This is a genomic window from Streptomyces sp. NPDC017225 (assembly GCF_044331465.1).
Taxonomy (GTDB): Bacteria; Actinomycetota; Actinomycetes; order Streptomycetales; family Streptomycetaceae; genus Streptomyces.
Genome location: NZ_JBIRNE010000026.1, coordinates 45,038 through 66,536 on the forward strand (window position 1 = coordinate 45,038; position 21,499 = coordinate 66,536).

A 21,499-nucleotide genomic window follows, 5' to 3' on the forward strand; every position below is an offset into this window, starting at 1 on the left:
TCCGGCAGGCCGCCGCCGATCTGGGCATCAACCCGGAAACCCCGCCCATCGCCTTTGGCCTGACCGGAGCCAAGGCCGACGAACGCGAGACCCTGCTGGACCTGCTGGCGGCCGAGCCCGGCCTCCTCGCCGACCGGCCCGGGCAGACGCTGATCGGCGACAAGAACTGCTTCGGCCGCGACTTCGAACGTCAACTGGTCGAGCAGGGCATCCGGATGCTGCGACCGGCCCGCAAGGGCGAGGCCAGGAACGACCCGGTGCACCCCTGTTCAAGCCGTTGCGGCAGGTCACCGAGTCGGTGAATGAGACCATCAAAGGGCAGCTCGATCTCGAGCAGCACCGCGGCCGTACACCTGGCGGCGTCATCACCCGTGTCATGCAGCGGATCCTCGCGCTGACCGTCGCGATCCGGCACAACGACCACACCGGACAACCCGTCCTGCGCTCACTGACCGCCTACGACCACTGACCCCTTGGAATCAATCGTCTAGGTCAGCTCGTCGGAGCGGCCGGCTTCGATGCGGGACCACTGGGCGATGGGGCGCCCGTTCGTACGCCACTCCTCGGGGTTCTCGGCGGAGTACCAGGGCTGGGGCCAGCCGCGGGGGGAGTCCTCCCACGCCTCCTGGCGTCCGTAGACGGTCATGTCCAGCAGCCCGTGGGTGGGCGCCATGACTTCGACCCCGCGACCGCCGGTGTAGTACGTCTCGAACACCCGCTTCCCGTCGCGGACATAGCAGACGAGGTGGTGACGCTGCCAGTCACGGCCCTCCAGGAGTCGCGGCGCCGTCCTCTCGACCGAGTACCACGGCATGTCCAGGCCCAGGAAGTCCCGGTAGCGGACGCTCTCCTGGTACGGGCCCTTGCAGAGCGTGGCGTACGTGGCGTCGCGGGAGTGGATGTAGGACAGCTCGCGGACCTGACTGTTGAAAAAGGTGCAACCCTCGCACTGCCCGGCGGCGGGTCGTCCGGGCCACCAGGCGTGGAAGTAGGCGATGAGCTGCTTGCGGCCCTCGAAGACGTCGAGGATCGTGACCGGCCCGTCGGGGCCGATGACCTCGATGGTGGCGTCGATTTCCACCATCGGCAGCCGCCGCCGCGCCGCCGCGATCGCGTCTCCTTCACGGGTGTGCGCCTTCTCCCGTACGAGCAGAGATTCCCGGGCCTCCTGGTAGGTCTTCCTGTCCACCACAGGCGGAAGGGCCGGGCTCGGTGATCGATCGTTCACGAGCGTCTCCATTCGCATCTGGATCGAGAGGCTTCCAAGAGGACACCTGGAACCACAATGCCCACCGGACTGCGCCGCACTTCCGGGCGCCACGCAGTGACCCTTCGGCGGCTCGCTCATTCGGTCCAACAGCGCGGCCCCAACGAAGTGCACGCGATCAGGCCCCGCCACCGAGGCGGCCGCGGGGCGACCCGCCCCGGGCGTTCGGCTTCCCCGTCGGGGCTCCCGGGGTGTGAACGCCACCGGCAGGATGCGCGGCCGCCAGCGGGCCGACCGCCTCCAGGCCGACCTGCTGCCGCAGGGCGAGAGCGTACGCATCGGACCGGGATCCAGCGGTGCCGCTGTGTGAGACCCGCGGCACGACGTGGTCGTCGGCATACTCGTCACCCGCGGCAGGGGCGTCGTCCCCGACACCGCCTACCTGGTGACCATGCAGGCCATGCAGGCCATGCAGGCCATGCAGGCCGTCGGGGTGCGATGGCCTGCGTGTTCGGCCGGCCCTGAGACGGACTGCCCACCAGAATCCACCTCGCCTGCGACGGCCGTGGCCGGCCGCTCGCCACCCTGCTGACCCCCGGCCAACGGCACGGCAGCATCCGCGCGCGCCCACTCCTCGATCGCGTCCCCGTCGGTCGGCAGGTTCCTTCAGGTTGCCGCCGCGAAAACGTCGACGCCGGTGAGGTCGGCCGACAGCGCCCACAGGCGCGCGGCTTGCCCGGGGTCGGTCGCATGCGCGTGCACGCCGCCTTCCGAGCCGTCACCGGCCGGTTCGGCTATGTCGCAGTCCTCGCAGTACACGCCGCCCATGCCCGCCAGTTGGGGGGAGGTCGCCGCCCATACCTGCGTCGCCGCGCCCTGCCCGGGCGTCTTGAAGGTGGGATCGGTCAGGTCGCCGTTCTCGTCGATCCAGCCCGCGTCGACCATCTCCGCCTTGGCGAGGTGGCGCTGCAGCGGGGTGAGGATACTGCCCGGGTGCACGGCGAACGCCCTGACTCCGGCGTCGCGGCCGAGCGCGTCGAGCTGCACGGCGAACAGCACGTTCGCCGCCTTGGCCTGCCCGTAGGCCTGCCATCTGTCGTAGCCGTGCTCGAACTGCACGTCGTCCCAGCGCACGCCGGTGATGCCGTGGGCGCCGGAGGACACGGCGACCACGCGCGCGCCACCGCGGGCGATCGCCGGCCAGAGATGGTTGACCAGCGCGTAGTGACCGAGGTGGTTGGTGGCGAACTGCGCCTCCCAGCCCGGGCCGACCCGCGTCTCGGGGCAGGCCATGACCCCGGCGTTGTTGATCACGATGTCGACCGTGCGACCCGAGGCCAGGAACCGCTCGGCGAAACCGCGGACGCTTTCGAGGTCGGACAGGTCGAGGTCGTCGGTCTCGACACCGTCGATGCCCTTGACCGCCTCCTGGGCGGCCGCCCGTCGCCGGGCGGGGACCACGACGCGGGCTCCGGCGCCCGCCAGGGCGCGGGTTGTCTCCAGACCAAGTCCCGAGTAGCCACCGGTGACGATCGCCGTGCTGCCGGACAGGTCGATCCCGCTCAGGACGTCGTCCGCGGTGCTCCGGGCGCCGAAACCCGATCCGATCTTGTGCTGAGGTGTCGTCATGGCGCAGACGCTAGATGCTGGACCGCGCTCTAGGGCAAGTACTGGTGACGGCGAACGCCCCGCGCGGGTTCGCCGGGTCGATGCCGAGCCGACGCACGGTGGTTGTCGCAGAAGCAAAGCGGTTGTCACCAAGAAGGCTGAGGTACGCGCCCGCTGACGCGCAGATGCTCTCCTGCCGGGGGCGCCGCAGCGGTCACAGCACCGCTTGACCTGAACCAAGCTTGAGCTCCTAGGTTCGTTCCGGAGCCGCAGGAACCGACCAGCGGTGCCCTTCGAGGAGGTTCGCCATGACCGAGCGCACAGCCGACATCGAGATTCCCGACCGTTACCGCTATGCCGTGATCCCGCACATCATGGTCGACGACGCCGCTGCGGCGATCGATTTCTACCAGCGCGCCTTCGGTGCCCGCGAGGACTTCAGGATCGACGCTCCGGGCGGAGGGATTCTGCACGCCGAGATCACCATCGGACGGTCGGCGCTGATGTTGGGCGACGCCAGCGCGGACGAGGCTGAGGCCGCGTCCTTCGCCGCACCGGCCTCGCTCGGTGGAGGCACGTCCGTCACCCTGCACGTTTTCGTGTCGGACGTCGACAGCCTGGCGGAGCGCGCGGCGGCTGCCGGCGCAGAGATCCTCCAGCCGCCGAAGGACATGTTCCACGGTGACCGCACCGTCATCCTCAAGGACCCTTCAGGCCACATATGGGTCTTTCTGACCCATGTGGAAGATGTCACGGAAGAGGAACTCCGGCGCCGCCTGGTCGCCCAGTGACTGCTCGCGGCACACGCTGACCGGACCGATCAGCCACAACACCGCGCGGTTCCACATTGCCTCCACCGTCAACGCGGGCGTCGGCTACGGGCTCTCCTACGGCGTCGTCGCCGACACCGCCGTCGGCGCGGTACCCGCCGAGCGTGCGGAGTCGGCCGCTGCGATCGCGGAGATGAGCGAAGTGCTCGGCAGCTCTCCCGCTCGACTCGCTCGCCGCTTTCCTCTTCCGGCTCCTCGGGTACCGGCGATGAGGGCAACCTCGACACGACCCCGGGCGCCTCGGCCCTCTCCTTCGAGGACGCGGACCAGGCCAAGAACGCCTTTGTCACCGGGCTGGACGCGGCGATCGGCGTCGCTGTCGGCATGCTCCTCGCATACGACGCCCACCCTTACCTGGCGTCGTACGGCAGCGGCCGTCCGGCGCGCCGTCCGCTCGCCACGGTCCGGGTCAGTGTCGTACGACCGGCTCCCGCTCGTCGGCCCGGCCGCTCTGCTGGGCCAGAACCCGCACCGCGTCGGACGAGGTCGAGTCGTTCGCGGTGTAGAGCTCGACCCGGTGGTCTGGGCTGTCGGGCTGGAGCCACACCTGGTAGTCCACGTTCACGGTGTGCGGGTCGAGGAAGAACATCCGGGGGATCGACGGACGCCGCTCCAAGTCCCCCGCGTCCTCGTAGGAGACGTGCTCGGCGACGAGCGCGTGCCCGGTGCGGTTCCACGCGAGCACGTCCCCGCGCCTGCCGAGGACGATCGCGGGGGTGGCCTCGCCGAGCGACTCCAGGAGCCTGAGGACGCGCGGGTGCGGCTCCTCGGGCGGCGGTTCGCTCAGGCCGGGCTTCGCGGACTGCCGGGCGGGATTGTGCAGGTGGACGGTCTCCACCTGGTCCAGCCTGAGCACCCGGGCCAGCGCGTCGAGCACCTGCTCGGACGCTGTCTCGGCCTGGCCCTGCTCCAGACGCGTGCAGTACCCCGTGCTCACTCCGGCGAGCTGAGCGAGCTCTTCACGTCTGAGGCCCGGGACCCGGCGCAAGGTGCCGTGGGTGCGCAGACCGATCTCCGGCCGGAGTGACCCCCTCACGGCGGCTCTCCAGGAACGTTCCGAGGCTCTCCATGTCCTCGAGCCTAGGACGCGGGCCGGGCCCGTGGGTGTACCTGTCGGGTGTACCCACGGCACGGGGATGGCTGTCGCACCCGAGGTGCCGGACCGTCGAGGCGTGACTCAACTGCCTGCGCACACCTCACCCGGCCTGCGGGCCCGGCTCGGGCTCGCGGTGGTCCTCGGCCCGGTCCTGCTGGTCTCGATGGACGGCTCCATCCTGTTCCTGGCGATGCCGGACATCACCGAGGCCATCTCGCCCACCGCCGACCAGGCCTTGTGGATCCTGGACGTCTACGGCTTCGCCGTGGGTTCCCTGCTGGTCGCCTTCGGCAGCGTCGGCGACCGCTACGGCCCCCTGAAGCTCCTGATGACCGGCGCGACCGTGTTCGGCATCGGATCCGCCGGGGCGGCGTTCGCACCGAACCCGGAGCTTCTCATCGCCTGCCGGGCGCTCGTGGGCGTGGCCGGCGCGACCCTGCTGCCCTCCGCGCTCGCGGTGCTGAGCGAACCGTTCCCCGACCCGAAACAGCGCGCCCGGGCGATCGGGATCTTCGCCGCCGCGTTCGCGCCCGGGTTCGCCATCGGCCCGGTCGTCGGCGGGGCGCTGCTCGGGCGGTTCTGGTGGGGCTCGGTGTTCCTGGTCAACCTGCCCGTCATCGTCGTCTTCCTGGCGTTCGCGCCGGTTCTGCTGCGCGAGGTACGGGAGACCCGGACCGGCCGCATCGACCTGGTCAGCGTCGCGGCCTCCGCCGGGGGCCTGCTGCTCACGATCTACGGCATCAAGCACCTGGCCGCGGACGGCCTCTCGGTCCTGCCGGTCGTGACAGGGCTCCTCGGCCTCGTGGCCCTGACGTTCTTCGCGCTGCGCCAGCGGCACCTGGAGCACCCGCTGATCGACTTCTCCCTGTTCCGCGACCGCACCTTCACGATCGCGATCATCACCGGGCTGCTGCCGCTGGCGGCGTGGTCGGCGACGGCGTACCCGTCCGGCATCTACCTCCAGTCCGTCCTGGGCCTGAGCGTCCCGCACGCGGCACTGCTCGCGCTCCCCGGAGCGGCGGTCCTCACCATCTCCTGCATCGCCACCCCCGCCTTCGTCGAACGCATCGGCAAGAAGGCCGCGCTCATCGTCTGCCACTTCACCATTGCGGGCGGTCTGCTTCTGCTCCTGTCCACCACCGTCACCGGCGGCGTCGGCTGGTACGTCGCCTCGACCGCGATCGCCGGAGTGGGGTACGGCATCTCCTTCAGCGTCGTCGCCGACACCGCGGTCGGCGCGGTCCCCGCGGAGCGTGCGGGGTCGGCCGGCGCGATCGCGGAGACCAGCAACGGGATCGGCAACGCCCTCGGCATCGCGATCCTCGGGTCGCTCGCCGCACTGATCTTCCGCCTCCAGGGGCCGGACCCCGCTCCCACCCTGGACGAGACGCTCCACCTGCCGGACCTCGTGCCCGCGGCGCTGAAGGACGCGAGGGGCGCCTTCGTCACCGGCCTGCACGCCGTCGTCATGGTGGCCGGCCTGCTGCATGCCGCGCTCGGCGCCGCCGCCCTGCGCTGGCTCTCCGAGGCCGACGGCCGGCGAATCCGGCTCGGACATCGGCTCGGACACCACCGGCGAGCCCGCGCGTGAACACCTGGCGGGCAAGGTCTGACCGGCGGGCGCCACCCTGCCCCTGCCCCCGCTCCGCCCGTCTCGCCCCGTCCCGTCCATCTGCTCCTGTCGGGGAAACGGGCGGAGCGGCCGGCCTTGGGCGCTGACGGGACTGCTGCACGAGGGGGTGCCGGCGGGGTTGTCCAGCCAGAGCTCGGCCGGAGGGAAGGTGGTCTCGTACCCGAGGGGGTCAATCGGGCCACGCGGCCGGCTGCGCCGGGTCACGGGTGTACTGAACTTCAGCAGCGCCCGGGCCGGCACCGACACGTCACGGTCGCTTCGGTCGCTCCCGGTTTCCTCGACTTCCAACCCGCTACGGCTCTGCACGCCTTGGACGCGGCTTTGCGCCTGCTGTTCGGCGAGCTGCTCCACGACTCGGGCGTCGTGGGCCCGGAGCGCTTCCAGCAGCTTGGCCGGCCCACCGAACGCCCGGGAGGTGAGCCTGTTGTCGGCCGTCTCGCCCGGACCGAGCAGGACCGGCACGAGGAGGGGGGCGGCCTTGCCCTCGCCGGGCTGCATGCGCAGCGCACGGCCGACGGCCTGGACGAGGTCGGGCATGGAGCCGCGCAACTTCGGCGAGGTGGACGGAGTCGCAGGTTCGGCCGTCTGTCGGCAGCCCGCCAGTAGCCCCGACTACCGGGTTACTTCTGGGTGACGTCGGTGCAGTAGACGTCCTTGTCCGGCAGGTGGCCGGTGGCCAGGAAGCCGACGGTGGCCTTGTCGGCGCAGGCCGAGCCCGCGCCGTAGACGGAGTGCCCGCCGTTGTCGACACCGACGAAGGCAGAGCCGTCGCCGAGGGACTTGTGCAGCCCGACGCCGCCTTCCCACGGGGTGGCATTGTCCCGGCGGTTCTGCAGGATCAGGGTGTTGCGCGGGCCGTCCTTCACTATCTTGGCGGTCGCCTCAGCGGGCTTGTCCCAGTAGGCGCATGCCCAGATGTTGGCGGGCATGCCCGCGGTGAGCGGCCACTTCTCGCGGTCGGCGGTGGTGCGGGCGGCGTAGCCGTCGACGTCGTGCGGCCATTCGGCGTCGCCGCAGGTGAGCGCCAGGAACATGGTGGCCTGGTTGTCCGCGGGGATGCCCGGGGACGCCGGTGTCTGGGCGAACACCTCCTTGAGAACCGCGGTGTCGGCGGCCGTAGTGGTGCCGTGGGACAGGTTGTCGGCGGCCTTCCAGAACTTGGCGAGCACGGGAAGGGTGTCGTCGTGCAGAAGCAGGGCGTAGGTCATGTTCCGCAGCAGTGCCCCGTCCAGCGACACCGGTGTGCCGGGAATCGCTGCGGGCGTGCGGTCGAGCCGGTCGGCGAGGGTGAGATAGGTGCGGGTCACCTCCTCGACGTTCGTGCCCAGTTCGAGGGTGCCGGCCTGCGCCGCGGCGACGCGGGCGGCATCGGGGAACCGGTCGGCCATGCCCTTGCCCCAGGTGTCCGACACCTGGTTGGCCCATACCTTGGTGGGGTCGACGTTGCCTTCCAGGACCATCCGGTCGGTGCGGTCCTGGAAGAGGGAGCGGTAGACGGCGCCGAGGTAGGTGCCGTAGGACTGGCCCCAGTAGGAGATCTTCTTCTCACCGAGCGCCTGACGGATGCGGTCCATGTCGCGGGCGGTGTTGGCGGTGTTGTAGTGCCGCAGGTCCTCGCCCACCGTGTCGGCGCACTGCTTGGCGACGGCTTTGGCGAGGGCCACGTTCTTGGTGATCGAGCCGTCCGCGGCAGGATAGGGGAAGAGCCCGGGCACGCCGGGGTCCTGCAGACCGCAACTCTGTGGGGTGCTGTGGGCGACGCCGCGCGGGTCGAAACCGATCAGGTCGTAGCGGTCCAGCACGGACTTCGGCAGTGCGGACGCCATGGTTTCGGGCATGCCGAGACCGCCCAGGGCGGGCCCGCCGGGGTTCAGCAGCAGAACACCATGTCGCTTCCCGGGCTTCGCGGTGGACAGCCGGGAGACCGCCAGGTCGATCTTCATGCCGCCCGGGTTCTGGTAGTCGAGTGGCACCTCCAACGTTCCACAGGTCAGGTCGGGGTCACGAGTCTGTCCCTCGGCCAGGGCCGGGCACGTACCCCAATTGATCTCGGCGTCGCCCGCGGTCTCGCCGACGCTCTTGCCGGAGACCTTGGCCGGTGTCGAGTCCTTGGCGTCGGCACTACACGCGACCAGTGCGGTTCCTCCCAGCGTGGAAACCAGCAGAGCTGCGGCGATTCGGCGGCCTCTGGGGAAACCGTGCTGCGCGGAACTGCGTGTCGTGGGCATGTGTTGTCCTTGGCTACTGGGCTGATCGGCCTTGTCCGGCCGTTGTGTTGACGATTCGAGTCAACAGGAGACCACCGGTGGCGCGCGTCACCCCAGAGAGGACAAAAACACGTAGCTCGCTCGGGGGACCGGTCCTGGTGTTCGGCGTACGGACCTTCCTGGCCCTGACAAGATTTCCGTCATGCTGGGTGCGACCGTGCGCCGGTTGCGGTGCGGGTGGAGCGAGTATGGGCGGCGTGAGGCATCGTCCGCACCGAGGCCCGCACCCACGAGTTGACGGCGGCGTGTCCGGACTGCGGTCGCGGTTCCACGCGGATGCGCAGCCGCTACGGCCGCGCGCCGGCCGATGTCGCTGTGGGTGGCCGACCGGACACACCGCACTCGCCGGCGAACCATCCGCCAGCCGCGTCCCCAACCTCAACCTCACAGGGCAGAACACTCCACTGCGCCTGGAGCGTTGGGAACACGCGGGTGCCGCCCTCCACCCGCGGGTCCGTAGCCGTGATTCACTCGACCGGACAATGGGCCAGGCCGTCTGCGGCCTCAGAACACCATCGTCGCGCGGCAGTCCTGACAGGCCCAGCACCAGCAGGGCGACCACCAGTGGCTGCCGCCCCTCACCCACACCCGGCTCCGATTTGCCGCCACTCGCCGCGGACCTCCGCCGGCCCTGGGAGAAGCCCGCCACATCCGATCGGCGGACCCGGCCCGGGACCGCCGAGGACCACGAACCAGCCTGAACCACCTCTGTCATGGCTCCGTGAGTACCTGGCGCCCGGCCAGGTCGTCAGCCCGGCGGTCATCGTCGTCCCACGGCTGACAGCTCCGCCCGCCCCGACGCGACGGTGGGCGGGAGAGGGAGCGCGCGGTCTCGGCGTGGAGTTCGCCGGCACCGACCGGACCGGCTTCAGTCCTCGACTCGGGATCGGCAGCCAAGTTCCTCACGGAATAGCGTAGTTGACCGGTCCGGCATGAGGTCGACCCATGATCTGGTTCGACTTCGGTGGGTGCTTTCACCGCCACTGGCGGAGTTGTACGCCACTACGAGCACAAGACCGGCATCGCGCCGGCACAGCTTGCCGGAGCGATGAAAACGGTGGCGGACGGAACGGGGATGCCACCTCTGGCGCCCGTCGAGTCGGTCAGGATCAGCGAAGCCGAGTCGGGTCGCGCACTCGCCCGGGCGCCGGCGACCGACCACCCGGGCACCGACCTCTCCAGGGCGAGGCGGAAACCTTCGGCGAGCAATGGTTCGAGGGCGCCACGGTCGGCCGTGACCGTGACACTGTTGGTGGTGGTGTGGCGGTAGCGGGGGATGACGGCCTGGCGCAGGCGGTGATAGCGGACGATGCCGGCCCGGACGGTGATACCTCTGCGGCGCAACACCACCAGCGGACGCGGAAAGAACCAGGCAAGTCCCAGGAACGCCGAGCCGAGACGGAACCGGAGCAGGTCTCCCCCTTGGCCGCAGCGTCCACCGCGGAGCACACCCAGATTGCCAGGCACGCGTAACACCGCGGCCGCCCTCACCCGACGGAACTTTCGCGGTGACCGGCCGGAAGCTTTCCCACAGCGTACTTCCGCCCGGGCCACCGGAGCGCGGGTGCGTCCTCGACAGCTGCGGTGAACAAACGGCGGAAGGCATGCGCGGCCGCGCTGTTGCGGCTGCTCGACGTGTACGGGATGGTGCTCCTGGCCCCGTCGTCGTCTTCCCCGGTGTGGCCTTCCGGCGCGACGACCGCGAACGCCTCCGGCACCCCGCGCTCGGTGTCCTGGAGGTCACCTGCCTCGACCTGTGCAGCGAGGACGGCCGGCAGCGCCTGCTCTGGTTCACTCCCGCCGTGGGCACCGGCAGCGCCGACCGACTCGAACCGCTCGCCGTTCTCGGCACCCGGGACGTCGTCGGCTCCGCACCCTGACACCGACACGCCCTCAGCCGAGTGGTGACTACTCCCACCCACGGGATGACATCCCCTGGTTGCCCCTGCCACACACCGAAACACTGAACGGACCGAAGCCACCGGCTTCCGACCGATCTCAGGCTCTGTGACAAGGAGTTGCTCATGCAGCGGCGGACAGTCCTCCTCCTCGGAGCGGCGTTGGCGGCGTCCCCGGCCGTCAAGGCCCACGCCCATCCGGGCCACCCTGCCACACCCGGCAAGACGCCCCCCGTGACGGAGGGGCCCTACGGCGAGGGCTGGCGCAGGCTCGCGCCGATCGCGAGCGGCCCCCGGCAGGAGCACAGCGTCGCCGCGGTCGGCGACAAGGTCTACCTCATCGGTGGCATCGTCCCCGAGGCGTCCGGCGGCGTCACCACGACCGGACGGGTGGAGGTCTACGACACGCGTCGCGACACCTGGTCGGTCGCGGCACCGCTGCCCGTCGCGATGAACCACCCCAACGTGGCGGTGGTCCACGGCCGGATCTACGTCCTCGGCGGGCTGTCCGGCGGATCCGCGTGGCAGGCCCTGCGCGACAGCTTCGTCTACTCGCCGCGCGCCGGCCGATGGAGCCGGCTTTCCCCCGTGCCCGCGGGTATCGAGCGGGGGAGCGCCGCGATGGGCGTGCACGGGACCAAGATCCTCCTCGCCGGCGGTATGCGTGTCCTCGTGCCGGGTCCGGGCGGCCTTCAGGACACGGTGGACACGGTGTCCGCGTACGACGTCGTGACCGGCCGCTGGAAGAGCCTGCCGAGCCTGCCGCAGGCCCGCGACCATGTGGGCGGAGCCGTCGTCGGCGGGACGTTCTACGTCCTGGGCGGCCGGGACCGGGGGCAGGTACACGTACGGGACACCGTCTACGCCCTCGACCCGCGTGCCCGCCGCTGGTCCCAGCGGGCACCGATGCCCACCGCCCGGGGCGGCATCGCCGCCGCGGCCGTGGGGAGGAGGATCTACACCTTCGGCGGTGAGGGCCGGCACGACGGCGGCAACCCGAACACGGTCTTCGACGAGACCGAGGCGTACGACACCGTGCGCGACCGGTGGCAGCGGCTGGCGCCCATGCCGGTGCCGCGCCACGGCACGGCCGCCGTCGCCGTACGCGGCACGATCCACATCCCCGGCGGCGGCGTCCTCGCGGGCGGCGCCCCGGTGGAGGCCAACGACGCCTACCGCCCCGTCCACCGCTGAGCCGCCACTGACACGGCCGCGAGGGCTCACGCGCCGTCGCGGCCGAGTAGCCCCGTCTGTCTTCGGCTCGTCAGGGTGATCTTTCCTGAAACCCCTGCTGGGCCGGGTCTGTCGAACGAGCGGTGTGACTGGGGTTGTTGTGGGTCGGGGCGCCGGCGGCACGGTCCACATCCCGCACTGGGGGCGGTGGGAGACACTTTCCGCCGGACAGCAGGCTGTGAATCGGTCCCATGCGAAGATCCGTGCACTTGTCGAGCAGGCCATGGCCACCCTCAAGTCCCGGCGGCTCCTCCGCAAAACGCGATGCTCGACCACCCGAGTCACCGCTCTCGTCCAGTCCGTCCTTGCCCTGCATCTGGCCTGCTCAGCCGGGTGATGGAAAAGGCTCAAGGGCTACGACTCCAACCCGAACCGAGACGCGCTGCGCAAGCGCCGGATCCTGCCCGTCGTCTCCCGCAAGGGGGCACCCAACATCAAGGGCTTGGGCAAACTCCGCTATGTCGTCGAGCAGACCTTCGCCCTGCTCCACCAGTTCAAACGCCTCGCCATCCGCTGGGAACGCCGCACCGAACTCCACGACGCCTTCGTCTCCCTCGCCTGCAGCCTCATCTGCTGGCGGCGACTCAAGAAGACAACTGAGTGCGCACCACGACGGAGAGTTTGACGAAGGTCGCGCATGCCGACCTGACCTACTCAGCATCGTGCCTGCGGCTCCAGTCCCGTTCTCCCCAGCCGCCTGATCCGCCAGGCAGGCAGCGGGTGCCGGGCCTCCGTGACGATGAAGTGTGCCATGTCAACCAGCATGCGTCGAACAACTGCGATAGGGACGACCAGATCGTCCCATTGGTTATGGTGGGCGATGCGTCGCACCGTCCCCGGTCGCGTCAGCGGCGGGGATCTCCTCCAGACCGAAGACCCAGGCGCCTCCGGAGGAACTGGCAGCGCTGTTCACATGGCTCATCCGCACGACGATGCCACACCCGTCGCAGCGCGCAGCCCACGAGGATCCCGAAGTGCCCCGCTCATGATCGTGTTACGAGCTCTTAGAATGAGCCTTTTCCATCATCGGTCTGAGCTGGCCAGATGCAGGGGCAGGACGGCTTGGACCAAGCTTGTGATGCGGGTGGTCGAGCACCGCAGCTTGCGGAGGAGTCGCCAGGACTTGAGGGTGGCGACGGCTTGCTCGACGAGGGCCCTGATCTTGGCGTGGAACCGGTTGACGGCCTTCTGACCGTCGGAGAGCGTCTCCCAGCGTCCCCAGTGAAGGATGCGGACCGTGCCTCCAGGACCTCGGTATCCCTTGTCCGCCCAGCACTTGATGTTGGTGTCCGTGAGCACGCGGACGATGCCGTGTTCGCGGGCGGCCCGGACGTCGTGGACGGCGCCGGGAAGAGCCGGTGATGCCCATAGCAGCCGGCCGGACGGGTCGGTCAGGATCTGCACGTTCATCCCGTGCTTCTTGTGCTGTCCAGAGCAGAAGGGGCGGTCAGCGGCGATCCGGTCGATGGGCAGCAGCGTGCCGTCCAGCAGCACGAACGCCTTCGTGGATGCCGTACGGGCGGCCTCCTTGAGGATCGGGGCGAGTGCGGCCAGGCGGTCGACGGCTTCGGTGACGTATCGGTAGGCGGTCGCGGTGCCGACGCCGAACCCGGCCGCGAGCTGGGCGTAGGGGTGGCCGTTGCGGAGGTGGGCGAGTGTGAGCAGAGCCTGCCGGCCTGGGGTCGGGCGCCTCCACCGGCTGCCGAGCTCTCGGCGGTGTTGGCGGAGCTTGGCCGCCAGGAAGCGCAGGACAGAGTTGGACACGTCGGCGCCGGACGGGTAGACAAGCACACGAAGCCTCTGGTGGAGAAGGAATTCTTGGTCGAAAACCCATCTACCAGGGGCTTCACCTGTCTCTCGGTCCAACTGGCCGCCGGACCACACGAATGGAGAACGCCCAGTGCTCGATGCACATATGAATGGGGAAGACAGGCGTGGCAAAGGGGCCGTTCCGAACAGCATGTTCGTATCCGGGCTCACGGTACTCGTGCTCAATCTGCTGGTCTGGGGCGGAGTGAGCTGTCTCTTCGTGTTCGGGTGGGAGTTCGCAGGAGCGGCCACGAACTGCGGTCCGCGCATCGGTGTCCCGTGTCCCCCCGGTACCGGCTACGCGATTGCGGCGCCGTGGGTGGTGGGTCTCGCGACGCTGGCACTGCTCATCCATGCTTGGCAGGAGGGCGTCCGCGGGCCCCTGCCGGCCGCTGCGGCGCCCTTCGTTCTGGGTGCGGCCCTCGGAGCCCGCTTTCTCTGGTCCGCGGCGTTCGTCGCCGACACAAGCCAGAGCCGGGTGGTCATGGCCGTCATCGGCCTGCTGAGCACCCTGCTGCTCGGCGTGCTGTACGGACGATGGCTGTTCCGCAGATGGGGTGCGGCCTTGTTGCTGTGGTGCGTGCGGCTTGACCGCAGCGGCATGGTGGTGGCATCTGGACCCGAGCAGGTGCGCGCCCGTAACGTCCTTCTCGCCCTGAGCCTGACGGGCACGGTACTCGGCTGCTGTGCTGGGGCGGCCCTGCTCTGACACGCAGACCCTCTGCCTGTGTCCGACCAGCTCAGACAGAAGTGGGAAAGCGCTCATGGTCTTGGTGGCGGTGGATGTCGGGATCGCGGGGTGCAGAATGCCGTCCGGCCCGGGCGGGATGGTCAGGTGCAAGGTGATGGGGGCGGATTCGACGTTGTAGAGGGGGCATCCGTACAGGTCGGCGAGGGCGATGTGCCGGGAGTGGCGTGACGGGACCCGCTGGGCCACTCCCGTCACGCCACCTACAAGAACCACCTGACCCAGACCGCCATCGACGCGATGGGCACCGGCGCTGAGGGCACCGGCGGCAACACCACGACGTACGGCTGGGACGGCCGCAACAATGCCGTCTCCCAGAAGCTGCCCATGGGCGCCACCGCCCAGGTCTCGCAGTACCAGACCATCGCGGGCACCGACCTGCCCAGCGACATGACCGGGGCCAACGGCCGCACGGACAGCTTCAAGTACGACACCAACGGCAACACCCTGTCGGTGACCACGGCGGGCACGGCCGGTGCGACGCGTGAGTACACCTACAACAAGGACACTGCGACCTGCGGCGGTTTCGAGGGCCAGCGCTGCACCGCCGAGGACGGCAACGGCAAGGTCACCTCCTTCACCTACGACGACCAGGGCAACCTGATCAAGGTCAAGCCGCCGGCGCCGCTGGGGGAGACGACCTACACCTATGACGGACTGGGCCGGGTGGAGACGATCAAGGACGGCCGCGGCATCACCACCGTCTACGGCTACGACTCCCGCGACCGCGTCCGCGAGGTGTCCTCCACGAACTTCACGGTCACGTACTCCTACGACGGTGACGGCAACGTGAAGTCCCGCACGGACGCCTCCGGGACCACGAAATGGGACTACGACAAGCTCAACCGCGAAAGCGTCCGCACCCTGCAGAACGGCGCCCAAACCGCCCTCGCCTACACCCCGGCGGCGACGTCGACCACTACACCGACCCGACCGGAAAGACGGACTACACCTGGGACAAGGCCGACCGCCTCGACCACCTGACCGCCCCGGACGGCAAGAAGACCGACTTCGACTACAACAACAACGACAAGCGCACCAAAACCGTCTACCCCGGCGGCACCACCCAGACCGTCACCATCGACAACAACGGCCGCCCGCAGGCGATCAAGACCACCTCCGGCACCCAGACCTTCATCGACCTCGCCTACAGCTACAAGAACACCGCGGGCAAGGACACCACCAAGATCCGCACCCGCACCGACAACCTCACCAAATACACCACCACCTACGACTACGACTCCCAGGACCGCCTCCGCTACGCCCTGGAAGCCGACGCGGCAGGCGCCCGCAAGGCGTCGTGGCTGTACTGCTTCGACAAGGCCGGCAACCTCACCAGCCGGGACGGTAGCAAGAACACCTGCCCTGGCGGCACGACCTACACCTACAACGACGCGAGCGAGCTGACCGGTAAGAACGGCTCCACCACCGGCTGGTCCTACGACAAGCTCGGCAACGAAACCACAGCCGCCGGCAACATCCCCCGCACCGGCGAAACCTGGACTGACTACAGCCAGCTGGCCGGCATCACCACGGGCGGCAAAAGCTACGACCTGGTCCACGCCGGCACCAGCAACAATGAGCGCACCAAGCTCGGTTCCACCTGGTTCCACCACACCGCACTCGGCCTCGCCTCCACGACCACGAACGGCGTCGACACGGGATTCATCCGCGAGCCGGCGGGCACGCTGAACTCCATGACGACTGGGGGGAAGTCCTACTACTACCTCACCGACGCCACCGGCAACGTCCTCGGCCTCGCCGACAGCACCGGCAAGCGCACCCATACCTACGCCTACGGACCGACGGGCCTGCCGCGGACCACGCCGACTGAGTCCGTCCCTCAGCCGTACCGGTACGCGGGCGCGTACGCCGACCCGACCGGCCTGTACAAGATGGGGCACCGCTACTACGACCCCACCCTCGGCCGTTTCACCCAGCCCGACCCCAGCGGCCAGGAAACCAACCCCTACCTCTACGCCGCCGGCGACCCCATCAACAACACCGACCCCGCAGGGTTGGCCAGCGCCGGTGAGTGGACGATTGGCGTGCTTGGAGTCGTTGGAGGCGTGGCCACCGTCGCTGCCGCAGTGGCTACTGGCCCGGTTGCGCTCGTAGCTGGAGGTATCTCTCTGGCAACGGCTCCGGCGGCGACCATCGGCACCGTAGCCTGTCTTCTCAAGGAGTGCTGAATGGCGAGTAAAGCCGCTTACGTACTGCTTGCCGTCTCGGCCGTCACCGGATTCGTAACGTTGCTTCTGCAGTTCGTGGGCGAACCGAAGGCTCGTCACCGAGGGCGCCACAAGACGGTACTGGCGCTTGCTGGATGCGGCATGGTGATCGGAGCCGCAGGAGTGCTGCTGCTTTGAATGGAGCCCACCCAGCGGGGTGCCCCTTCCTGAGCGATCGGGCACCTCGCTGAGTGGGTCGCCCACGAAGCTCTGCTTGAGTCTCAGGTGGGCAGGAGTACCGCGCCAAGCGTCCCGACGGGCGCGCGTTCCTCAAGGCCGTCCCCTATTACCCTCGCCGGACAGCCCAAGGGAGGACTACCCGTTCGTCCTGAGCCACCGGGTGCACCAGCTACCACCTCACCGGCAGCCCTTCCCGTCAGAGCGGCACTGTCGAGCCCGGCACCGGTGCGAGCGAGCGATCTGTCCCGAGCCGCCGGGGTCCCGGGCTGGTCCGTGCCGCCGATCCGACCGAAGTAGCGCGTACGAGACGTGAGGAAGAAGCAGTGGCACTGCACCGGGTACGGGCGCCGGTCGGTTTGATCGACCGGCAGGACTGCTGCCGATGCTCGGCCCGGCTGAAGGGTGAAGCCGTCCGCGCGGCCTGCCTCGCCTGCGGGAGTCACCGTCCTGCAGGCCGGCACCGGAGGTGCATCACCTGCTGTCGATCGCAGGCTCGCGCCGTCGTCCGCCAGACCGCGTGTGACGGGTGGGCGGAGGTTTCGAGTGCCCTGTGCAGTGCTCCGTCCTCGTCGAAGGCCGGCCTCACCACCGCCGTTGCCTACGCGGCCGACGGGTTCGGACCGGTCCTGCTCACCGCGATCGAGCGGAGTTGGCAGGGCTGGGGACGCCAGGGCCGACCTGTCTCGCCAGGTGCTGTTGTTGATCTTGGCGTGCTGGTAAGGATGCGGGAATGTGATCTTGTGGCGTACAACCCTGGGTAAACGTCGGGTTCCTCACGTGGCCTTCCGGAACTTGACGTGTTGTTGTCCGTTTCCTGCCCGTTGACCTGGCGTTCTGTTGAGGCGTTAGTTACCCCTGGCTACTTTGTAAATCTTGTGGGTGGGGTGTGGCGGGGATGTGGACCCGGTTGCGGGACGGGCGGGGAGTGGGGCCCGGACTGAAGGGCGCGCAGGGGAACCTGGCGGAAGACACGGACGTGGCGGCCGTGCCACCGCGGGTATGACCGCGGTGGTGTGTGCGGCGGTGCTCGCGGCTCTCGTGCCCGGTCCGATGGCCTATGCGGCTGGTGACGAGCCGCCCGCCACACCGTTGTCGGAGGGGCAGAAGGCTCTCGAGCAGGCACAGGAGACCGGCCGGCGGGTGGAGGTGACGGGGGAGCGTACGGAGCGGACCACGGTGTTCGCCAACCCCGACGGCTACACGTTCACGCTGGAGGAATCGGCGATACCCGTGCGTGTACCGGCATCCGACGGCGGCTGGAAGGCCCCGGATCCGACACTCGAGCAGCGGTCGGACGGCACGGTGGGCCCGAAGGGCGCTGCGGTGCAGATGGCGTTCTCCGGCGGCGGTGACGCTGCCCCGCTGGCGCGGATCGAGGACGAGGGCCGCTCCCTGGCCCTGGACTGGCCAGGCACGCTGCCCGCCCCGCGCCTGGACGGCTCCAGCGCCGTCTACCCGGAGGTACTCCCGGACGTCGACCTGCAGGTCACCGCGACCCCGGAGAGCTTCCAGCACGTGCTGGTGGTGAAGACCCCCGAAGCGGCAGCCGGCGAGGAACTGGAGAAGCTCACCTTCGGCCTCAAGACCAGCAACCTCACCGTCCGCGAGGGCGCGGCCGGCAACCTGGCCGCTCTCGACGCAACGGCACCACCGTGTTCAAAGCGCCGCCAGCGCGGATGTGGGACTCGGCCGGCCAGGACACCGCCGGTGGCGCGCAGCCCCAGCTGCTGACCGCGACCGGCCTCAGCACCGACGACGGCGCCCAGCCGGCCGAACCCGCGGACCCGTCGGAGACGGCACCGTCCGGGTCGGGCCTGGAGCCCGGCCAGGGCGACACCGTGGCCCGGATGGACGTCGAGGTCACCACCGGCTCCCTGTCGGTCATCCCGGACACAGACATGCTGACCACCACCGAAGAATCGGCGTTCCCGCTGTTCATCGACCCCACGGTGACCTGGGGCGAGTCGGAACGCACACTGCTGCGCAGCGACGGCTACGAGTCCTACGGCTGGGGCAACGGCGACGACGGCCAGGGCAAGGGGGTGGGCAAATGCGGTTCCTGGAGCGGCTACTACTGCGGGCCGGGCTACGTGCAGCGCCTGTACTTCGAGTTCTCGCCCTCCAGCCTCAAGGGCAAGAAGGTCCTGGACGCCACCTTCCGGGTGACCGAGCCCTGGGCTTTCCAGTGCGACCCGCGCCTGGTGGATCTCGTACGCACCAACAACATCTCCTCCTCGACCACCTGGTCCTCTCGCCCGAAGGAACTGGACTGGATGGTCGACCGGTGGGTGTCCGCCGGCCGCGGCTCGGCCTGTGACCCGAACTCCCCGGACGCGCCGATCGAGTTCAACGACAACCCCGAAGAGCCGAACGAGAACCTCACCCCGACCGTGCGGGACTTCGCGGCCGGCAAGTTCTCCCGGCTGACGCTGGAGCTGCGCGCGAACAACGAGTCGGACACGGCCGCCTGGAAGCGGTTCAAGAACGACGCCGTCCTCGCGGTGAGCTTCGTGGGACTGCCGGACAAACCCACGGGTGTCGGCCTGCAGGGCGGCGGGTCCAGCACGGCCCCGGTCTGCGAGCGCAGTGAGGGCGACCCGGCGATCGTGTCCGACCCCACCCCCCTGCTGAAGGCCACCGCGCAGACGAAGTCGGGCGGGGAGAAGGACTCCCAGCTGCGGGTCTACTTCGACGTCGACGTGCAGAACCCCGACAAGACCTGGACAGACGTCAACCCGGGCAACGGCTCCCTGAGCCCCTCCACCGGCTACGTCGCCGACGGACGGGCACTGTCGCTGACCTGGTCGAAACTGGCCGACGGCAAGCTCTACCGCTACCACGCAGCGACCCGCTCCTACTACAACGGCTCCAGTTACCTGCACGGCCCGTCCTCCGGCGGCTACTGCTACTTCCGGGTGGACTCCCTGCCGCCGAAGGCCCCGCAGGTCACCATCGACGGCCCGTACACCGAGTGCACCAGCAACGCCTGCGTGGCCGGCGGCGGACCCGGGGTGACGGCGTCGTTCACGTTCAAGCCCGCCAGCGGGGATGTAAACGCCGCCTACCAGTACAAGGCATCCTCCGATGCGGCGTGGTCGGCCGAGCTGAAGGGCGCCACCGCCACAGCGAAGGTCACCCCCACCCGCGGGGGCCTGTACCGCATGTACGTGCGGGCCAAGGACAGCCTCGGCTGGGGCGAACAGTCCGTGACCGACTTCCTCGTCGACTCCGGCGAGGCACCGGTCGGCCGCTACCACTTCAACGAAACCTCCGGGGCAGCAGTCGACTCCGCCACCGTCGACGGACGCGACGACGCCACCCTGAACGGGCAAGCGGCACGGAACGACCACGGCCGCCGCGGCCTGATCACCCACGACACCCAGGACAACCCGCTCGAGACCCCGGTCACGGACCAGGGACTGACCCTGAACGGAACCACCGGCTACGCCGCCACCAGCACACCGGTGGTGGACACCCGCGCCTCCTACACGGTCTCCGCCTGGGCCATGCTCAAGCCGGGCGTGACACAGAACCAGACCGTTCTGGGCCAGGACGGCGATTTCTACAGCGGCTTCTACCTCACCTACCGGGAGGCGGAGAAGACGTGGACGCTGAGCACCTCACCCGCTGACGACACAGGCGGCAACATCACCGAGCAGAAGGTGACAGCCACGCAGCCCGCCGCACGCGGCGTGTGGACCCATCTCGCGGCGGTGTACAACGCCCCCAAGCAGCAGATCAGCCTGTATGTGAACGGCAGGCTGCAGGGCAGCGACACGGTGTCCGCGGCATGGGCGGCAGAGGGCCCGTTGCAGATCGGCCGGGTGCTGTGGCGTGATGCCTACACCGACTACTTCGCCGGCTCCATCGACGAGGTCACCGTCTGGCAGCAGGCCCTGACCCGCGACCTCATCGCCGACGACGCCCGGCTGATGAACTCGCCGAACCGCGCGGGGGTGGAACTGGTCGCCGACTGGTCGGCCGACCGAGGCAGCGGCACCACCGTCCCCGACACCACCTCCGGTTACGGCAAGTCCTTGACGCTGTCCGGCGGAGCGGTCCTGGACGGCGAGGCGATGGTCTTCGACGGCGCGGACGACGCGGCCGCCACCGCGGGACCGCTGGTCGACGACACGGGATCGTTCACCGTCACCACGCTGGCAGCCCTCGACTCGGACAAGCTCCTGGCCAAGCCGGTCGGCTACACCGGCCAGGTTCTGGGCCAGCGCGCCGCGGACGGCTCGGCCTGGGGCATCTGGTATGAGCGGACCGGCAGCACGACCGTGTTCGACGAAACAACGGGGGAACTGAAGAGTGTTCCGGAGGGCTTCTGGCGCTTCGGCCGTCTGAACGCCGACGGCAGCTTCAGCGCGGTCGCTTCCAGCGAGGCAGCGGTGCTGGACGGCATGGTCCGGCTGACTGGTGTGTTCGACGCTCATGAGGGAACGGTCAGCCTTTACCTGAGCCGCAACCTCAACGGGGAGCCGCAGGCTTTCACGGCGAAGGCCGCAGCGGGGGAGTTCACCCTCGGCAAGGGCTTCTCCAAGGACACATGGCAGCACTATCTCCCAGCCAGCGTGACGGAGACGCGGGTCTGGGCGGGTGCGTTGGCCACCGAAGAGCAGGTCGGCGAAGCCGTGGGCGACTGACGAGGCATCGGGTGAGGACCACCGCGTCGGCGGCTGTCCTCACTGGACGAAAAGCGCGGCAGGCCCGACGCCGGGCTGCGACCAGCGTGCGGGACTTCTCGAGATTCAGG

The 21,499-nt window shown here is 69.4% G+C and carries 14 protein-coding genes and 5 pseudogenes; 13 read left to right on the forward strand and 6 right to left on the reverse strand.

Annotation, left to right across the window (positions count from 1 at the left end; all coding sequences use genetic code 11):
• Window positions 1-44 precede the first annotated feature (44 nt).
• Window positions 45-469, forward strand: a pseudogene (locus ACH4NX_RS34370) (IS982 family transposase); the annotation flags it as partial.
• Window positions 470-487: 18 nt separating this feature from the next.
• On the opposite strand, the gene ACH4NX_RS34375 reads toward ACH4NX_RS34370, so the two are convergent.
• Window positions 488-1,240, reverse strand: a complete 753-nt coding sequence (locus ACH4NX_RS34375; protein WP_398129988.1) for a DUF899 family protein — start codon at window positions 1,238-1,240, stop codon at window positions 488-490.
• A 633-nt stretch (window positions 1,241-1,873) separates the two neighbouring features.
• Window positions 1,874-2,836 carry an SDR family NAD(P)-dependent oxidoreductase gene (locus ACH4NX_RS34380; RefSeq protein ID WP_398129987.1) on the reverse strand — a complete coding sequence of 321 codons (963 nt, stop codon included), beginning with the start codon at window positions 2,834-2,836 and terminating at the stop codon, window positions 1,874-1,876.
• A 287-nt stretch (window positions 2,837-3,123) separates the two neighbouring features.
• Here ACH4NX_RS34380 and ACH4NX_RS34385 point away from each other — a divergent pair, with 287 nt between their 5' ends.
• The gene (locus tag ACH4NX_RS34385; RefSeq protein ID WP_351400443.1) at window positions 3,124-3,606 is read left to right on the forward strand and encodes a VOC family protein; all 483 of its coding nucleotides are present in this window, start codon (window positions 3,124-3,126) and stop codon (window positions 3,604-3,606) included.
• 448 nt (window positions 3,607-4,054) lie between these two features.
• Here the strand turns inward: ACH4NX_RS34385 and ACH4NX_RS34390 are convergent.
• Window positions 4,055-4,715 (reverse strand): annotated as a pseudogene (locus ACH4NX_RS34390) (helix-turn-helix domain-containing protein).
• Between the two features lie 66 nt (window positions 4,716-4,781).
• Here ACH4NX_RS34390 and ACH4NX_RS34395 point away from each other — a divergent pair.
• Together ACH4NX_RS34395 and ACH4NX_RS34400 are read left to right on the forward strand one after the other, a co-directional pair.
• The gene (locus tag ACH4NX_RS34395; protein ID WP_398129986.1) at window positions 4,782-6,332 is read left to right on the forward strand and encodes an MFS transporter; all 1,551 of its coding nucleotides are present in this window, start codon (window positions 4,782-4,784) and stop codon (window positions 6,330-6,332) included.
• A gap of 351 nt (window positions 6,333-6,683) precedes the next feature.
• Entirely contained in the window at window positions 6,684-6,980 is a 297-nt protein-coding gene (locus ACH4NX_RS34400; protein ID WP_398129985.1) for a hypothetical protein, read from the forward strand.
• Window positions 6,981-6,994: 14 nt separating this feature from the next.
• Here the strand turns inward: ACH4NX_RS34400 and ACH4NX_RS34405 are convergent, their stop codons facing one another.
• Both ACH4NX_RS34405 and ACH4NX_RS34410 read right to left on the reverse strand, forming a co-directional pair.
• On the reverse strand, window positions 6,995-8,602 hold the full coding sequence (locus ACH4NX_RS34405) for an alpha/beta hydrolase (RefSeq protein WP_351400446.1): 1,608 nt from the start codon (window positions 8,600-8,602) through the stop codon (window positions 6,995-6,997).
• Between the two features lie 1,041 nt (window positions 8,603-9,643).
• Complete coding sequence (locus ACH4NX_RS34410; protein ID WP_398153382.1) at window positions 9,644-10,132, reverse strand: hypothetical protein; 489 nt, start codon at window positions 10,130-10,132, stop codon at window positions 9,644-9,646.
• Window positions 10,133-10,320: 188 nt separating this feature from the next.
• On the opposite strand from ACH4NX_RS34410, the pseudogene ACH4NX_RS34415 reads away from it, so the two are divergent.
• The 4 genes and pseudogenes from ACH4NX_RS34415 to ACH4NX_RS34430 form a co-directional block, all read left to right on the forward strand.
• Window positions 10,321-10,521, forward strand: a pseudogene (locus tag ACH4NX_RS34415) (transcriptional regulator); the annotation flags it as partial.
• Window positions 10,522-10,665: 144 nt separating this feature from the next.
• Complete coding sequence (locus tag ACH4NX_RS34420) at window positions 10,666-11,733, forward strand: Kelch repeat-containing protein (protein ID WP_398129983.1); 1,068 nt, start codon at window positions 10,666-10,668, stop codon at window positions 11,731-11,733.
• 145 nt (window positions 11,734-11,878) lie between these two features.
• Window positions 11,879-12,109, forward strand: a pseudogene (locus ACH4NX_RS34425) (IS5/IS1182 family transposase); the annotation flags it as partial.
• Window positions 12,110-12,214: 105 nt separating this feature from the next.
• Window positions 12,215-12,397 carry a hypothetical protein gene (locus ACH4NX_RS34430; RefSeq protein WP_398129982.1) on the forward strand — a complete coding sequence of 61 codons (183 nt, stop codon included), beginning with the start codon at window positions 12,215-12,217 and terminating at the stop codon, window positions 12,395-12,397.
• A gap of 398 nt (window positions 12,398-12,795) precedes the next feature.
• Here ACH4NX_RS34430 and ACH4NX_RS34435 read toward each other — a convergent pair whose 3' ends face one another.
• Window positions 12,796-13,563 (reverse strand): transposase family protein, encoded by a 768-nt coding sequence (locus ACH4NX_RS34435; RefSeq protein ID WP_398129981.1) that lies wholly within the window; start codon window positions 13,561-13,563, stop codon window positions 12,796-12,798.
• A gap of 109 nt (window positions 13,564-13,672) precedes the next feature.
• Between ACH4NX_RS34435 and ACH4NX_RS34440 the strand changes: the two genes are divergently transcribed.
• From ACH4NX_RS34440 to ACH4NX_RS34460, 5 genes and pseudogenes are all read left to right on the forward strand, one after another.
• Window positions 13,673-14,290, forward strand: coding sequence for a hypothetical protein (locus ACH4NX_RS34440; protein WP_398129980.1), 618 nt, complete (start codon window positions 13,673-13,675; stop codon window positions 14,288-14,290).
• A 279-nt stretch (window positions 14,291-14,569) separates the two neighbouring features.
• Window positions 14,570-15,313, forward strand: coding sequence for a hypothetical protein (locus ACH4NX_RS34445; RefSeq protein WP_398129979.1), 744 nt, complete (start codon window positions 14,570-14,572; stop codon window positions 15,311-15,313).
• Window positions 15,314-16,026: 713 nt separating this feature from the next.
• Window positions 16,027-16,521: an RHS repeat-associated core domain-containing protein gene (locus ACH4NX_RS34450; RefSeq protein ID WP_398130003.1), complete on the forward strand. Its 495-nt coding sequence runs from the start codon at window positions 16,027-16,029 to the stop codon at window positions 16,519-16,521.
• The gene (locus ACH4NX_RS34455) at window positions 16,522-16,698 is read left to right on the forward strand and encodes a hypothetical protein (protein ID WP_351400876.1); all 177 of its coding nucleotides are present in this window, start codon (window positions 16,522-16,524) and stop codon (window positions 16,696-16,698) included. It begins immediately after the preceding gene.
• A 1,041-nt stretch (window positions 16,699-17,739) separates the two neighbouring features.
• A pseudogene (locus tag ACH4NX_RS34460) lies at window positions 17,740-21,389 on the forward strand (LamG-like jellyroll fold domain-containing protein).
• The last annotated feature ends 110 nt before the right edge of the window (window positions 21,390-21,499 follow it).